Genomic DNA, 15,185 nt, shown 5'->3' on the forward strand with positions numbered 1-15,185 from the left:
GCCGCGAGAGGGCCAACGTGAATTTCCACTCGATGAGTGCCGACCGACTTCGCGACACCCAGGCGGATCTGAAGAAGCAGTACGACGCGCTCACCGCACTCGGTCTCACGCTGGATCTCACCCGTGGCAAGCCGGCTCCCGCTCAGCTCGACCTCTCGAACGCACTGCTGTCGCTGCCCGGTGAGGACTACCGCGACGGCGCGGGCACCGACACCCGCAACTACGGCGGCATCGCCGGCCTGCCCGAGCTGCGGAGGATCTTCGGTGAGCTCCTTGCGGTGGATCCGAAGAACCTGATCGCATTCGGCAACTCCAGCCTCGAACTCATGCACGACCTCACCGTCTTCGGGCTGCTGCACGGCACCGCCGATTCCGACGCGCCGTGGGGCGAGCAGACGATCAAGTTCCTGTGTCCGGTGCCGGGCTACGACCGCCACTTCGCGATCACCGAGAGCTTCGGCATCGAGATGATCCCGGTGCCGATGCTCCCCGACGGTCCCGATGTCCGCGTGTGCGCCGAACTCGTCGCGTCCGATCCCGCCATCAAGGGCATGTGGGCCGTCCCGACCTACTCCAACCCGACCGGCGTCACCTTCTCCGAGGAGGTGACCCGCGGGTTGCTCGAGATGCCCGCGGCGCCCGACTTCCGCATCTACTGGGACAACGCCTATGCGGTACACACCCTCGTCGACGCCCCGCCGGCGCCGCTGCCCGTTCTCGAGATGGCCGCCGCAGCGGGTCACCCCAACCGGGTGTACGTCCTGGGTTCGACGTCGAAGATCACCTTCGCCGGTGGCGGCGTCTCGTTCTTCGGGTCGTCGGCGGAGAACATCGCCTGGTTCAGCAAGTACCTCTCGTTCAAGACCATCGGCCCGGACAAGGTCAATCAGCTGCGCCACCTGAAGTTCTTCGGCGACGCCGACGGTGTGCGCGCACACATGGCGAGACACCGCGAGATCCTGGCACCGAAGTTCGCACTTGTGCTCGACATCCTCGACGACCGGCTCGCCGAGTCGAAGGTCGCGTCCTGGTCGGAGCCCGAGGGCGGTTACTTCATCAGCCTCGACGTGCTCGACGGCTCAGCCAGGCGCACCATCGAACTGGCCAAGGAAGCCGGGATCGCTCTCACCGCCGCCGGTTCGGCGTTCCCGTACAAGACAGATCCGCACGACCGGAACATCCGGCTCGCGCCGACCTTCCCGGACACCGACGACCTGCGTGCCGCGATGGACGGGGTCGCCACCTGCGTGTTGCTCGCCGCGGCGGAAACACTGCTCGCGCGCCAGAGCTGAGGGCATTCCACCCAGGTTCCATTAGTCGATCGATCCCCGGCGCGCCGCCGACACTCCGGTGGCGCGCCGGGTTTCGGGGTTAGATTGCTCTCATCCACGGTCAGTGCGCAGGAACGCGCGCTCTCATATGACAGGCTTTGAAATCGTGAATCTGCCCAGGCCGGTTCTGGTCGCATCCGGTTTCGCCGTCGTGGGGGCCATCGCTCTGGCGCTCCAGGACGTCGTCGTACCGATGGGTGCCCAATTCTGGGGTCTGCTGCACAACCAGATCGACCTCGCGGTCTACCAGGCGGGCGCCCGGTCGGTGACCGGCGGCGTCAGCCTCTACGACGTGAAGATGGTCGAAGACCTCGACTACACCTACTCGCCGTTCTCGGCGCTGCTGTTCACCCCGCTGGCCTGGCTGTCCTTCGACCTCGCCCGTCCACTGTGGACCGCAGGCATCGTGGCCGCCCTCTATCTGGTCATCATGCTGAGTTTCCGCAGCCTCGGCCGCCCGGTGACCTGGCCGTTGCGCGTGATCGCGATGTCGCTGGTGGCGGTCGCGATGTTGTTCGAGCCGGTGCGCACCACCATCTGGTACGGCCAGATCAATGTGTTCCTGATGCTGATCATCGTCGCCGACCTCACCCGTCCGGCGAGTGGGAAGAACCCCGGCCGGCTGCGGGGCGTGGGAACCGGAATCGCCGCAGGCATCAAACTGACGCCGCTGATCTTCGCCGGCTACTACGCGGTGCAACGGAACTGGCGCGCCTTCTTCGGCGTGGTCGGCGGCTTCGCGTTGACGATGCTCATCGGCTTCGTGGCGCTGCCCCGCGATTCGTGGTCGTACTGGACCGGCAAGCTGTTCGAGTCCGACCGCGTGGGCTCGGCCCAGCTGCGCGGCAACCAGTCGATCCGCGGGATGCTGGCCAACCATCTCGACACCGACGATCCGCCGACACTGCTGTGGCTCGCGCTGGTCCTCGCCGCGCTCGCCGCCGGATTCGCCGTCGCGATGTATGCGCATCGCAAGGGCCAGGAGTTGCTGGCCGTCAGCATCATCGGCATGACCGCGTGCGTGGTGTCGCCGATGTCGTGGGGACACCACTGGGTGTGGTTCGTGCCGATCATGGTGATCGGTGTGCATCTCGTCCTCGACGTGGCCCGTCCTCGTCCGCAGCGAGTGTGGGCGGGCGTGGGCGTGACGGCGCTGCTGTTGCTGGCGTTTGCCTGGCCGACGCATGTGCCGGCGCTGGTCCCCGACGGCTACTACACCGGGTTGTACGTCAAGACGCGGATCACCTGGCTGAACTGGTTCACCGTGAGCCCCTATCTGTGGGCCTACGTCGGGGTGCTGGTCGCGACGGTCGTCGGGCTGCGGCTGGTGGGCAGCCGCACCACTGTCCCGCCGGGACCGACCGATCCGATCATTGCACCGGGGGTGGCGGCGGCGGTGATCGCCGACCGTGGACTGGCCGTCGGGGAGAGCGCCGCGGGCGGCTCGCGAGATGACGCCGCACACACCGAGGCCGGTGGTGCCGACAACGGCACCGGCGCGGACGAGCCCGGGGCCATGGCCCGGTCCGGACCTCAGGACGTGACCGATGACCTGGTCGGAACCGCAGGCGAGGCCGTCACCGACACACCCGATGAGGGGCCCGCGCGCACAGTGTGAGGCAGGCGCATCGGATGTCACGGCACGCCGGTACTCTCAACGCGTGGCTCTGTATCGCACCTATCGCCCGGCTACCTTCGCCGACGTCGTGGGTCAGGAGCACGTCACTGATCCGTTGAGCCACGCCCTCGATTCCGGTCGCATCAACCATGCGTATCTGTTCTCGGGTCCGCGCGGTTGTGGCAAGACGTCGTCGGCGCGAATCCTGGCTCGCTCGCTGAACTGTGTCGAGGGCCCGACGTCGCGCCCCTGCGGCACGTGCACGTCGTGTGTGGCGCTCGCCCCGGGCGGCCCGGGCAATCTCGACGTCATCGAACTCGACGCTGCGAGCCATGGCGGTGTGGACGACACCCGCGAGCTGCGCGACCGCGCCTTCTACGCCCCGGCCGAGTCGCGCTACCGCGTGTTCATCGTCGACGAGGCACACATGGTGACCAACGCCGGCTTCAATGCGCTGCTCAAGATCGTCGAGGAGCCGCCGGAGCACCTGATCTTCGTCTTCGCGACGACCGAGCCGGAGAAAGTGCTGCCCACCATCCGGTCGCGCACCCATCACTATCCGTTCCGGTTGCTCGCGCCGCCCGTGATGCGGGGTTTGCTGGAGAAGATCTGCGAGCGCGAGGGCGTCACGGTCGCACCCGAGGTGTACCCGCTGGTGATCCGCGCGGGCGGTGGCTCACCGCGTGACTCGCTGTCGATCCTCGACCAGCTGCTGGCCGGCGCCGACGATCAGGGTGTCGCCTATGAACGCGCGCTGGCCCTGCTCGGTGTCACCGACGTCGCGCTGATCGACACCGCAGTGGACGCACTCGCCGACGCCGACGGGTCGGCGTTGTTCGGCACGGTGGAGAAGGTGGTCGACGCCGGGCACGATCCTCGGCGATTCGCCGTCGATCTGCTCGAACGGCTCCGCGATCTGATTCTGCTGCAAGCGGTTCCCGATGCCGCCGACCGCGGACTGGTCGAGGCCCCCGGGGAGCAGCTCGCACGGATGCAGTCCCAGATCGAGACCCTCGGTCCGGCGTCGCTGACTCGCTTCGCCGAGATCGTGCACAACGCACTGGGAGAGATGCGCGGCACCACGTCACCGCGGTTGCTCCTCGAGGTGATGTGTGCGCGGATGCTGCTGCCCGCGGTCTCGTCCGACGACGCAGCACTCCTCCAGCGACTCGAACGGCTGGAATCGGGGATCGGGACCACGTCGATCCCGGTCCCGGCGAAACCGGCTGAGCCCGAACCGGAACCGAAGTTCCTCCGTCCGTCGCAGCGTAAGGCCATGGAAGAGGCCAAGGCGGCGGAAGCCGCCAAGCAGGCCGCAGCGGAGGCGGCCGAGGCCGACGCCGCGCCGGTGTCGACGCCGGCAGCACCGGCCGTCGAGGAGCAGGCCCCAGAGAAGGTTGCTGCAGAGAAGGTTGCTGCGGAGAAGGTTGCTGCCGAAGCCGCCGAGCCCGTGGCGGCGCAGGTGCCGGCGGTCGCGTCGATCGTCGACGAGCCTGCTGCCGACGAGCCCGTTGCCGCTGATTCCGTTGCCGCCGATTCCGTTACCGTCGATACCGTTACTGACGAGGAGATGCTCGACGAGCTCATCGTCGAGGGACCGGCCCTCGAGGACGCGGTCGCCGAGGCCGAGGCGGTCGAGGCAGCCGAGGCGCTGGTCACGGAGGTCGACGCCACCGCGTCGGAGACATCGGAGGACCAAGCGCCGACCGAGGACGAGGCGATCACCGTCCACGCAGCGCCCGACGAGGACGTTTCGTCCGAACAGGCCGCCGACGAGGCGTCTGCCCCCGATCAGCCCACGCTGCTCGAGCCCGCATCGATCGAGCCCACGCTGCTCGAGCCCACGCTGATCGAGCCGGCCGAGCAACCGCCGGCCCGCGCCGATCGCACGCCCTCCGCCCCCGAACCGCCGTCCCGCGCGCCGGCGGCGACCGCTCCCGAGCCGACGCCCGAACCGGCGTCGTCGATGCCCTACGACGACATCCCGCTTCCCGACGAACCCGTCGACGAGTACGAGGTCCCGCCGCCGGATGCGACGCCGGCCCGCGCTCGCCAACCCGAACCGGAGTCACAACCCGAACCGGCCGTGGATGGCGGACTCGATGTGGACTCGGTTCGTCTGCGCTACCAGGACATTCGAGCCGCGGTGCGGGAACGCTCGAAGAGCCTCGAACCGATGTTGTCGGCGGCCGTCATCGCCGACGTCGACGGCACGACGGTGGTCTTGTCGCACCCGATCGAGGTGCTGGTCGGCCGGCTGTCGGCGCCACATGCGGTGACCATCATCCGGGAGGCGCTGACCGAGGTCTTCGGTACCGAACTCGACGTCCGGACCGTGCACCAGGCGCCGGGCACTGCCGTCCCGTCCTCGGGTGGGGCGGGGCAACCGGCCACGCAGCAGGCAAAGCCGCGGCAGTCGTTCTCGCGTCCGAGTCGCGCGCGCGACCAGGGTGCCGCGCCGGCGCCGGCGCCCGAACCCGTTGCCGAGCCGGAGGAACCCGAGCCGCCACGAGCCGACGAGGACATCCCTGCCGAGGAACGCGCGGAGATGGTGGCCGACGCACGTACCGGCAGCCCCGAACAGCGTCTCGACCCCGACCTGGTCGCGCTGGAGTTGCTCAAGTCAGAACTCGGGGCCCGGCCGCTGGAGTGAGGTGCCGGGAGCGGGGTTCGTGGTAGAAACACACAGATGCGGCCTCCACGAGCTTCGCGCCTCCGGCAGACACCAGCGTTTCGCCTTGGCCTGTCGATGGTGTCGGTGACGGCGGCATTCACGCTGTCCATCGCCTGCGCCTCGGCGACGCCGACCGCCGTACCGAGCGGTCCGTCGCCGATGAGCAGCTCATCGTCGACGTCGAGTGCGACGAGCACTGCGGCCGCGGCCCATCCGGTGTCGACGCAGGCGCCGCGCCGCCCCGTCGATCAGCGAGCTCGTGCCGTCGGTTTCGTCGATGTCCGGAGCGTCATTCCGAGCGCGCTGCTGGACTTGCGTTACGCGACCGACAACAACTTCGTCGGGGAGCGTTTGTACCCACCGAATGCCCGCTGTCTGGTCCACGAGTCGATGGCGCCGGGTCTGAAGACTGCCGCCCGCGCGCTACGCGCACACGGCGAGGTGCTGGTGTTCTGGGACTGCTATCGACCACATTCGGTGCAGCAGAGAATGTTCGAGAAGGTGCCGAATCCCGCGTGGGTGGCCGAGCCTGGGCCGTACTCCACCAGTCATGAAACGGGCCGGTCGGTGGACGTCACCCTGGCTGCCCGCATACCGAACTGTCCGACGACACGTGTGATCGCCGACCGTTGCCGCGTCGACATGGGTACCGACTTCGACTCGTTCACCCCACGCGCCACTGCCTACGCCACAGCCGGGGTTTCGGCGTCGGCGCGCGCCGCGCGGGCGCGGCTTCGGGACGCCATGGCCGCTGGGGGATTGACCGTCTACTCCGGTGAGTGGTGGCACTTCGACGGTCCCGGCGCGGATGTCCGCCGGCCGATCATCGATGTGCCGGTCTCCTGAGTGCCTCGGGTCGGTGTGATCCTCAGGCCTGCCACCACGGCCGCAACGGCACCTGGTGAGTGCCGTCGGCGTCGAGCTTGGTGGCGAGGACATGGTGGAGCTGGATGATGTTGCGGTCGAAGCCGATCCGGCAACCGGCCATGTACAGGCCCCACAGCAGCGCGGTGCCCTCGCCGACCTCGGCGACCGCCTCGTCCCAGTGCTCGACGAGGTTGACGTTCCAGTCGCGAAGCGTCATCGCGTAGTGCTCGCGGAAGTTCTCCTCGTGGATCACCTCCATGCCACCGATGTCCTGCAGCTTGGAGATGATCTTGCCGGAGCCGGTGAGTTCGCCGTCGGGGAACACGTAGCGGTCGATGAACGAGCCGGCCTTGCTGCGACTGGCATTGTCGGGCCGGGTGATGCAGTGGTTCAACAACATTCCGCCAGGGCGGAGCTTGTCGCGCATGAATCCGAAGTAGGCGGGGTAGTTGTGGACGCCGATGTGTTCGGTGAGACCGATCGACGACACCGCGTCGAATCCGCTCTCGGTGATGTCACGGTAGTCGGAGTGACGTACCTCGGCGAACTCGCCGAGGCCCTCCTCGGTGATGGCCCGCTGCGCCCACTCGGCCTGTTCGGCGGACAGCGTCGCGCCGATGGCGTGGACTCCGCGTCGTGCCGCGTAGCGGACCATTCCACCCCAGCCGCAACCGATGTCGAGCAGACGGTCACCGGGCTTGAGACGCAGCTTCTCGAAGATCAGCCGGTACTTGTTGTCCTGGGCGGCTTCCAGTGACGCGTCGTGGTCGGGATAGACCGCGCATGTGTAGGTCATCGACGGTCCGAGTACCCACTCGTAGAAGGTGTTCGAGACGTCGTAGTGGTAGTGGATGACCTCGGCGTCGCGAGCTTTGCTGTGCCGCAGGCCCTCGGCGAACCGACGCCAACGGGGCACTGCCTCCTGCGGCGGGGGAGCGATCGGCTTGAAATGTTCGATGCCCAGCGAGCGGGCGATCTGCGCCAGCGCCAGCGGGGACGGGCGATGGAATTGCAGATTACTGGCGATCGCCATCAGGGCGGGATGCGGATCGCCGGGGTGGGCGCCGATGAGTTCGAGGTCGCCGGCGATGTAGGCGCGGGCGAGACCGAGGTCACCGGGTGCCGTGACGAGGTAAGTCGTGCCGCGCGGGGTCTTGAGGTTCAGTCCGTACCGGGCGTCGGCCGGTCCGGCCGTGCTGCCGTCATATGCTGTGATCCGGATCGAGAGATCACCTCCGAGCAGCGTCGCCAAGATCTCCGCGAGGGTCATCTTGCCGGTGGAGGAATCCGCACTCGACGGCACGCTGTCTTTGAACGTGGTCATTGACGTTTCACCGCTTTCGCATAGAGGTCCAGCAGACGGCCGCGTGGGTCGTACCGCTTCTTGAGGAGTCGATAACTCTCTCCGCCGTACAGCTCGTCGAACTCTTCTGCGGAGTAGAAACTCTCCGAGTACAGCGACTTGTGGCCGTCGAGCTCGGCGACCTTGCGTTCGATCATCTTGTTGGTGTGTCCGGGATCGCCCGGAGTGACCGGTACAGCCGACCAGAAGCCGACGTTGACGTACGTGCGTTGCGGGGCAAGCGGATAGATCGGCCAGGGGCGGACCTCGTCGGAGCCGGGGAGAGCTGGCTCGCGAAGTCGCAACGGGCACAACCAGATCGGTTCGATCGGGATGTTGTCGAGGAACCACTCGACGTACTCGGTGGTCCGTTCGATGGGGACCTCGATGTCCTGGACGACGCGTTCGCCTGCCGGGAGGCCCTTGCGGGCGTTGAGGCGGTCACCGATGTCGAAGCGCTGATCGAGTCCGATCAGTTTCCAGTAGAAGCTGCTGCGCAGGTAGCGCTTGGGCCACCAGCGGCGGATCTTCGGGTTCTGCGCGCCGAAGGCACGTGAGCACCAGAACCAGTCGGTGTCCCAGCGCCACAGGTAGTCGTGAACGGTCAGCCGGTCGGTCGTCTTCTGCTGGATCGACCGGTAGAAGATGTCCATCCCGGTGTAGTCGCTGACGGGTCCTTCCTCGTCGGTCTGGCGACCGAGGGTGAGGTAGGACTCGTCGGCGGAGAACACGACTCCGTCGAGATAGTCGACGGGCTCGCCGTCGTGCGTCTTGGTCGTGACGATCGCGTCCATCGTCGATTGCAGCTCGGCGATCGAGGAGAACCGGAGATGACGCAGGCTCACATAGGGCTGCACCGGCTCCAGCTCGATGCGCAGGCGAACCGAATAGCCGAGCGTTCCATAGGAGTTGGGGAACCCGTAGAAGAGGTCGGCGTTCTCGTTGGTGGGGGTGGCGGTGACGATCTCGCCGTCGCCGGTGAGGATGTCGATCTCGAGGACCGACTCGTGGGGCAGACCCGAACGGAACGACGTGCTCTCGATGCCGAGTCCGGTGACCGCGCCGCCCAGGGTGATCGTCTTGAGCTGTGGGACCACCAGCGGTGCCAGTCCGTAGGGGAGTGTCGCGGCGACCAGGTTCTCGTAGGTGCACATCCCGGCGACATCGGCGGTCCGGGAGACGGGGTCGACGGATATGACGCGGTCCAGTCCGGAGACGTCCAGTCCGGGATACGGATTCGCGGCGCGCTTGCGGAAGAGGTTCGATGTCTTCTTGGCAAGGCGCACGGTTGCGTGCGGCGGGATGGCACGATAGCTGGCCAAAAGGGTGGACACCCCCTGGTCGAATGCCTGTCCCCCCATCTCCAGCCCAGTACTCACCCGGTTAGCCTAGGACTTGATCAGTTCAGTCGCCAATCGTTTCGTCCTGAGGAGTGTCCATCGTGGGTCAGGTTTCCGCATCTCATTCGATCGACATCGCCGCCGCCCCGGACAAGGTGATCGGTGCACTGGCCGACTACGAGCAGACCCGTCCGGCGATCCTGCCGGAGCAGTACCGCGACTACAAGGTCATCAGTGGCGGCCACGGCGACGGCACCGTCGTGCACTGGATTCTGCAGGCAACCTCCAAGCGTCAGCGCGACGTTCAGGCGACCGTCAGCGTGACTCCCGACACCGTGACCGAGCGGGACGCCAACTCGACGATGGTGACCACCTACACGGTCGTGGCGTCGGGCTCCGGCTCGAGGGTCACCACGACGACCACCTGGAACGGCGCGGGCGGCATCGGCGGCTTCTTCGAAAAGACGTTTGCGCCCAAGGGTCTCAACCGCATTCAGGCCGAGGTGCTCGGCAACCTCAAGAAGCGCCTCGAACGCTGACCCCTGGCGGTGCCGGCCGGGAACGCGCGATGACCGGGAGCTCGGACAACGTCCGACGACGCAGGGGGCGCGCCCGGCCGTCGCCACTCCCGATCCGCGACGGCGTCGACGCGACTCGTGTCGTACTGCGGTCGGGTCCGGAGTTCACGGTCGGCGAAGCTCTGCTCGGCTCGCCCAGTCTGGCCGGTCTCACCGCCGACGACCTGCACCGACGTGCTGCGGCGGGGGAGATCGTCGATGCAGGCGGCCGGCCCGTGGATCTCGACTCGGCGTCGCAGATGAACATCTCGCTCTACCTCTACCGCGACCTTCCCGACGAGGTGGAGATCCCGTTCGACGTCCCGGTGCTCTATCGCGACGAGAACATCGTCGTCGTCGACAAACCCCACTTCCTCGCGACCATGCCGAGGGGTCGACACGTGACGCAGAGCGCGCTGGTGCGCCTGCGGCGCGAACTCGGCACCGACACCATCTCGCCGGCTCATCGGCTCGACCGGCTCACCGCAGGGGTACTGCTGTTCACGCTGCGTCCGGGGGTGCGATCGGCGTACCAGGAACTGTTCGCCGCACGCACCGCGCGCAAGGAGTACCGCGCGCTGGCGCCGGTCGACGAGACGCTCACCGAGACCGTGACCGTGCGCGACCGCATCGAGAAGACCGCAGGCGACCTGCGGGCACGCGTCGTCGACGGGCCGGTCAACGCCATCAGCGACATCACGCTCATCGATCAGACCGACCGCGGCGGCGTCTACCGGCTCAACCCGCACACCGGACGGACCCACCAGCTGCGGTTGCACATGGCTTCGGTCGGGGTGCCCATCGTCGACGACCCGCTGTATCCCGACGTCCGCCCGGAACTGGCCGAGAAACCCGACCACGGCGATTTCTCCGCCCCGTTGCGGCTGGTGGCGCACGCGCTGGAGTTCACCGACCCGCTCACCGGCGAGGAACGGCGATTCGTCAGTCGGCGGTCGGTGCTCGGGTGAGGAGCTGAAGATCTCGTCTTGCCCGAGAGGTGTGCAGGGCGAACCTCTACCCTGGCCGGGTGACCATTCGAGCGTCGTACGAACGGCATCCTGACCTGGGCTGTGAGGCCGTCGTGTTCATCGACGACGAGTCGATGGCCTGTTTCCAGATCCAGCGCGACCTGGTCGGCGGACCGCGGGCCGACGAGTACTGCGTGACGACCGGGGCGAGCGCGCCGATCTACGGCGGCATCACCCAGTGGCGGCGCGTCGAGGATCGTTTCGAGTTCGCGCTGACTCCTCGCGCGGGCCGGTTGTTCGGCGACGAGGTGCTGTCCTTCGAGATCAGTCCCGTGGACGAGGCGACGGTCGACGACATCGCCGCGCATGTCGATCGGTTGCTGCGCTGAGGCTGCGACTACCCTGGACCGGGTGACGCAACCATTCGATCCCAGCGCATTGTTCGGCGGCGGCCAGGGCGGGGAGAACCCGATGGCGGGACTGCTGGCCCAGGCGCAGCAGATGCAGGAGAAACTCCTGTCCGCGCAGAATGAGATCGCCGCGACGGAGGTCGTCGGCAGCGCGGGCAACGGCCTGGTGACGGTGACCGGCAACGGCACCGGCGAGGTGACCGCGGTGTCGATCGATCCCAAGGTCGTCGACCCCGACGACGTCGAGACCCTGCAGGACCTGCTGCTCGGCGCGCTCGCGGATCTGTCGCAGAAGCGCGAGCAGCTGGCGAGCGAGAAGATGGGGCCGCTGGCCGGGGGACTCGGCGGCGGCATCCCCGGGCTCGGCGGCTGAGACGCCCCGCACGCGCGAGGAGTCATCACGCGCGACACAGTGGCAACAGGTCGAGTGAACGACGAGTAGGGACCCGGGCACGCGATGTATGAAGGACCGATCCAAGACCTGATCGACGAGCTGGCCAAGCAGCCCGGCCTCGGTCCCAAGGGTGCTCAGCGGATCGCGTTCCACCTGCTGGCCGGGGACAAGCCCGACATCGACCGCTTGATCGCGGCGCTCGGCCGGGTGCGCGACGACGTCGTGTTCTGCGCCGAATGCGGCAATGTGTCGGCGAACCGTCTGTGCCGGATCTGTTCGGACGCACGTCGCGACGCCACGAAGATCTGCGTCGTCGAAGAACCGAAAGACGTGCACGCGATCGAGCGGACCAAGGAGTTCAACGGCCGGTATCACGTGCTCGGCGGTGCGCTGGACCCGTTGTCGGGCATCGGACCCGACCAGCTGCGAATCCGCGAACTGCTGCGCCGTCTGGCGAATCAGGAGGACGGCGTCGACGTGTCCGAGGTGATCGTCGCGACCGACCCCAATACCGAAGGCGAGGCCACCGCCACCTACTTGCAGCGCATGCTCAAGGACTTCCCCGGGCTGTCGGTGACCCGGCTCGCCTCGGGACTGCCGATGGGCGGCGACCTCGAATTCGCCGATGAGCTGACCCTCGGCCGCGCACTGTCGGGACGTCGAATCCTGGCGTGAGGCACCACGCTCGGCGTGCCGGGGCGGTCCGGCTAGGGTCGGGGGGTGATAACGCTGAAGCGGGGGCATCATCGAATCCGGGGGATCGCAGCGGGACTGACGGCCGTCGTCGTGGCGGGCCTCACCGTTACCGGCCCGGCGGCGTCTACCGCGCCCGCGTCGGCCGCACCCCCCGAGCTGCAGTGGGAGACGTGCCCGGCCGTTCACGGCGTGCCCGCCGAGGTCCGTTGCGCGACAGTCGAGGTGCCGTTGGACCACCGCAAGCCGAACGGGAAGACGATCGAGATCGGTGTCAGCCGGAGTCTCGCACGCGACCAGTCCCGTCGCCGCGGCGTGGTGATGGGCAACCCGGGCGGCCCCGGTGGGGACGCCATCGCGATGTTCAGCCAGTTGCGGCCGCCCGCGGCGATGCTCGACGAATGGGATCTCGTCGCCGTGCAGCCGCGCGGGCTGCCATCGGCCACCCCGCTCCGGTGCGCTCCGATCACGGGTGAAGAGCCGGAACTGGTCACCGCTGTAGGCAAACTCAACCGGGACCGGTGTGAACGTGAGAGCCCGGGCCTGGCCTCGTCACTGACCACCGAGAACACCGCGCGCGACATGGACGTGGTTCGGCGCGCGCTGGGCGAACAGAAGGTCAGTCTCTACGGCGTCTCCTACGGCACGCTGCTGTTCTCGACCTATGCGACGTTGTTCCCGCAGCGGGTGGACCGGATGGTCCTCGACTCCGGGTTCGATCCCGGGCTGGTGTGGAACAGCCTCCTGGCCGCACAGACACCCGGGTACAAGGCCCGCGTCCACGCGATGATGGCGTGGATGGCACGCCACGACAACGTCTACCACCTGGGCACCACTCCGCTTGCTGTGTACCGCAAGTGGAGCGCCCGGATCAGTGCGGAGGCAGGCGTGCCGCCGTCGCTGGCGGCGCCCCCCGCCCAGGTCGGCGACGTGCCGCCGGGACTGCGGGCCGTCGCCGAGCAGTACATCGCCGGGGTCAACCTGACCGCCGATGTGCGGGCGCGATTCGAGAACTTCGTCGCGACCCTGCTCAAACCCGGTTCCGTGCAGGCGACGTCGTCGCTGCTGGTGTTGACCCGAGCTCTCGCCCCCGACCGGAACTCGTGGCCGGTCGTCGCGATGATGACCGCAGGCACCGCCGGGAAGTTCCCCGAGCCCCCGCCCGCCGTGCTCGAGGCGTCGCGGATCTCGCAGGACATGCAGGGGGTCATCCTGTGCAACGAGAATCAGGTGCCCGCAAATCCGGCGAGCGGCCCCGAGGCGATCATCGCGAACTTCGTCACCGGTGACCCGTTCGACGCGCCCGGACTCGTCTACGGCTCGGGCATGGCCTGCGCCGGGGCACCGCCGCTCACGCGTCCGGTCCAGATCCGCAACCGTGGGCTCGAGGTGCGGCCGTTGCAGATCCAGAGCGTGGGCGATCCGCAGACCCCCTACCAGGGGGCGGCGAAGATGCGTGCGCTGATGGGTAGTCACCTCATCACCGTCGGCGGCGGCGACCACGGACAGCTGGGCCGCGCCAATGCACCGCTCGACGCCGCGATCGTCGAGTACCTGCGGACCGGCCGGACCGCGGTGACCAGTGTCGAGCAGGCGCCGATCACCGCGCCGCTGACCCGGATGCCGCCGGCGATGTCCGGCGCGACACGGTGGTGAACCCGACCGAGCCGGTGACCGCAGAGGTCGGTGCCCGGCTCGTCGAGCTCGCCGGTCAGCTCGATTCCGGGATCGTCGCCATCGACGGCCCGTCGGGGGCGGGGAAGTCGACGGCGGCGGATCTGCTGGTCGCCGAGCTGCGCCGGCGCGACGTGGGCGTGACCCTCGTGCGCACCGATGACTTCGCCACCTGGGACGATCCCGTCTCGTGGTGGCCGGAGCTGGAAGCCGAGGTGCTTCATCCCTTTTCCCGACGCCGCGACTACAGGTACCGCCCGCGGGTGTGGCGCGACGGTGTGCCGAGCCCGGGACCGCGCGTGTGGATCGAGTGGCAGCCGCTGCTCATCATCGAGGGGGTGTCGTCGGCTCGTCGTCGGATCGCCGATCGACTGACCTACGCGCTGTGGCTCGAGGGGGGAACCGCCGCCGAGCGGCTCGAACGCGCCGTCGCTCGCGACGGCGAGGAGTCACGGGAACAGCTCGAGAAGTGGCAGCAGTTCGAAGACGGGTGGTTCGAGGTGGACCGCACACGCGACAGATGCGTCGGACTGGATTGAGGTCCGAGGCGGGTCCGCCTCCGAGCGCAGCCGGTTAGGGTCGAACCATGGCCACCCGAGAACGGTTCCGCGATCTCGCCGAGCTCGACGACCGGCTGATCGGCTGCCGCGCGTGCCCTCGTCTCGTCGAGTGGCGTGAGCGGGTCGCACGCGAGAAGAGACGTGCATTCGCCGACCAGGAGTACTGGGGCCGGCCCGTCCCGGGTATCGGACCGGACGACGCGCGGCTACTCATCGTCGGGCTGGCGCCGGCGGCGCACGGCGGCAACCGGACCGGACGCATGTTCACCGGCGACCGCAGCGGCGACGTCCTGTTCTCCGCGCTGTACCTCGCCGGGCTTGCGAGCCAACCACATTCGGTCGCCATCGGCGACGGACTGGAACTGTTCGGTACCCGCATCACCGCGCCGGTGCACTGCGCACCGCCGCAGAACAAGCCGACGATCGACGAACGCGACCGCTGTTCGGAGTGGTTGCACGCCGAACTCGAACTCCTGGCACCGACCGTCCGGTCCGTCGTCACGCTGGGCGGATTCGGTTGGCAGTCAACGCTTCGCACGTTCTCGTCGCTGGGCTGGACCGTTCCGCGACCGCTCCCGAAGTTCGGGCACGGCAGCTCGACGACGCTGGTCCGCGACGGCGCCGAGCTCGAGATCTTCGGCTGTTATCACGTCAGTCAGCAGAACACCTTCACCGGCAGATTGACCGTCGAGATGGTGGTCGAGGTGTTGACGGCCGCGGCTCGGTCTGCCGGGATCGGAACGGGGGAGTGAGCGGG

At 68.0% G+C, this 15,185-nt stretch carries 14 protein-coding genes; 12 read left to right on the forward strand and 2 right to left on the reverse strand.

Annotated elements, in window-relative coordinates; all coding sequences use genetic code 11:
- Positions 1–17 precede the first annotated feature (17 nt).
- The 4 genes from H1R19_RS01890 to H1R19_RS01905 all read left to right on the forward strand — a co-directional run bounded on the left by H1R19_RS01890 (position 18) and on the right by H1R19_RS01905 (position 6,469).
- The gene (locus tag H1R19_RS01890; RefSeq protein WP_188330959.1) at positions 18–1,292 is read left to right on the forward strand and encodes an aspartate aminotransferase type Ic; all 1,275 of its coding nucleotides are present in this window, start codon (positions 18–20) and stop codon (positions 1,290–1,292) included.
- A gap of 145 nt (positions 1,293–1,437) precedes the next feature.
- On the forward strand, positions 1,438–2,949 hold the full coding sequence (locus H1R19_RS01895; RefSeq protein ID WP_219850417.1) for a glycosyltransferase 87 family protein: 1,512 nt from the start codon (positions 1,438–1,440) through the stop codon (positions 2,947–2,949).
- Between the two features lie 43 nt (positions 2,950–2,992).
- Complete coding sequence (locus tag H1R19_RS01900) at positions 2,993–5,602, forward strand: DNA polymerase III subunit gamma and tau (protein ID WP_219850418.1); 2,610 nt, start codon at positions 2,993–2,995, stop codon at positions 5,600–5,602.
- 96 nt (positions 5,603–5,698) lie between these two features.
- Positions 5,699–6,469 (forward strand): M15 family metallopeptidase, encoded by a 771-nt coding sequence (locus H1R19_RS01905; protein WP_188330962.1) that lies wholly within the window; start codon positions 5,699–5,701, stop codon positions 6,467–6,469.
- Positions 6,470–6,491: 22 nt separating this feature from the next.
- On the opposite strand, the gene H1R19_RS01910 is transcribed toward H1R19_RS01905, so the two are convergent.
- Entirely contained in the window at positions 6,492–7,814 is a 1,323-nt protein-coding gene (locus H1R19_RS01910; protein WP_188330963.1) for a class I SAM-dependent methyltransferase, read from the reverse strand.
- On the reverse strand, positions 7,811–9,193 hold the full coding sequence (locus H1R19_RS01915) for an FAD-binding oxidoreductase (RefSeq protein WP_219851498.1): 1,383 nt from the start codon (positions 9,191–9,193) through the stop codon (positions 7,811–7,813). The genes H1R19_RS01910 and H1R19_RS01915 overlap by 4 nt, the downstream gene beginning before the upstream one ends.
- Before the next feature lie 80 nt (positions 9,194–9,273).
- Here H1R19_RS01915 and H1R19_RS01920 point away from each other — a divergent pair, with 80 nt between their 5' ends.
- The 8 genes from H1R19_RS01920 to H1R19_RS01955 all read left to right on the forward strand — a co-directional run bounded on the left by H1R19_RS01920 (position 9,274) and on the right by H1R19_RS01955 (position 15,180).
- The gene (locus H1R19_RS01920; RefSeq protein ID WP_188330964.1) at positions 9,274–9,711 is read left to right on the forward strand and encodes an SRPBCC family protein; all 438 of its coding nucleotides are present in this window, start codon (positions 9,274–9,276) and stop codon (positions 9,709–9,711) included.
- Positions 9,712–9,740: 29 nt separating this feature from the next.
- The gene (locus H1R19_RS01925; RefSeq protein WP_219850419.1) at positions 9,741–10,697 is read left to right on the forward strand and encodes a pseudouridine synthase; all 957 of its coding nucleotides are present in this window, start codon (positions 9,741–9,743) and stop codon (positions 10,695–10,697) included.
- A 59-nt stretch (positions 10,698–10,756) separates the two neighbouring features.
- Entirely contained in the window at positions 10,757–11,086 is a 330-nt protein-coding gene (locus H1R19_RS01930; RefSeq protein WP_188330966.1) for a hypothetical protein, read from the forward strand.
- Positions 11,064–11,480, forward strand: coding sequence for a YbaB/EbfC family nucleoid-associated protein (locus H1R19_RS01935; RefSeq protein WP_188330967.1), 417 nt, complete (start codon positions 11,064–11,066; stop codon positions 11,478–11,480). The genes H1R19_RS01930 and H1R19_RS01935 overlap by 23 nt, the downstream gene beginning before the upstream one ends.
- An 84-nt stretch (positions 11,481–11,564) precedes the next feature.
- Positions 11,565–12,176, forward strand: a complete 612-nt coding sequence (gene recR, locus H1R19_RS01940) for a recombination mediator RecR (RefSeq protein ID WP_188330968.1) — start codon at positions 11,565–11,567, stop codon at positions 12,174–12,176.
- Between the two features lie 45 nt (positions 12,177–12,221).
- A complete protein-coding gene (locus H1R19_RS01945) occupies positions 12,222–13,850 on the forward strand; it encodes an alpha/beta fold hydrolase (RefSeq protein WP_244970838.1) in 1,629 nt (542 codons plus the stop codon).
- A complete protein-coding gene (locus H1R19_RS01950; RefSeq protein ID WP_219850420.1) occupies positions 13,847–14,407 on the forward strand; it encodes a uridine kinase family protein in 561 nt (186 codons plus the stop codon). Before H1R19_RS01945 ends, H1R19_RS01950 begins: the two co-directional genes overlap by 4 nt.
- Positions 14,408–14,454: 47 nt before the next feature.
- A complete protein-coding gene (locus H1R19_RS01955) occupies positions 14,455–15,180 on the forward strand; it encodes a uracil-DNA glycosylase (RefSeq protein ID WP_219850421.1) in 726 nt (241 codons plus the stop codon).
- Positions 15,181–15,185 lie beyond the last annotated feature (5 nt).

It is taken from the genome of Gordonia jinghuaiqii, assembly GCF_014041935.1.
GTDB classification, from domain to species: Bacteria; Actinomycetota; Actinomycetes; order Mycobacteriales; family Mycobacteriaceae; genus Gordonia; species Gordonia jinghuaiqii.

What these genes read in the sequence shown, in the direction of transcription:
- H1R19_RS01955 (WP_219850421.1), top strand. Translation starts at nt 14,455, where the DNA reads ATGGCCACCCGAGAACGGTTCCGCGATCTCGCCGAGCTCGACGACCGG.
- H1R19_RS01910 (WP_188330963.1), bottom strand. Translation starts at nt 7,814, where the DNA reads ATGACCACGTTCAAAGACAGCGTGCCGTCGAGTGCGGATTCCTCCACC.
- H1R19_RS01925 (WP_219850419.1), top strand. Translation starts at nt 9,741, where the DNA reads ATGACCGGGAGCTCGGACAACGTCCGACGACGCAGGGGGCGCGCCCGG.
- H1R19_RS01905 (WP_188330962.1), top strand. Translation starts at nt 5,699, where the DNA reads ATGGTGTCGGTGACGGCGGCATTCACGCTGTCCATCGCCTGCGCCTCG.
- H1R19_RS01915 (WP_219851498.1), bottom strand. Translation starts at nt 9,193, where the DNA reads ATGGGGGGACAGGCATTCGACCAGGGGGTGTCCACCCTTTTGGCCAGC.
- recR (WP_188330968.1), top strand. Translation starts at nt 11,565, where the DNA reads ATGTATGAAGGACCGATCCAAGACCTGATCGACGAGCTGGCCAAGCAG.
- H1R19_RS01935 (WP_188330967.1), top strand. Translation starts at nt 11,064, where the DNA reads ATGTCGATCGGTTGCTGCGCTGAGGCTGCGACTACCCTGGACCGGGTG.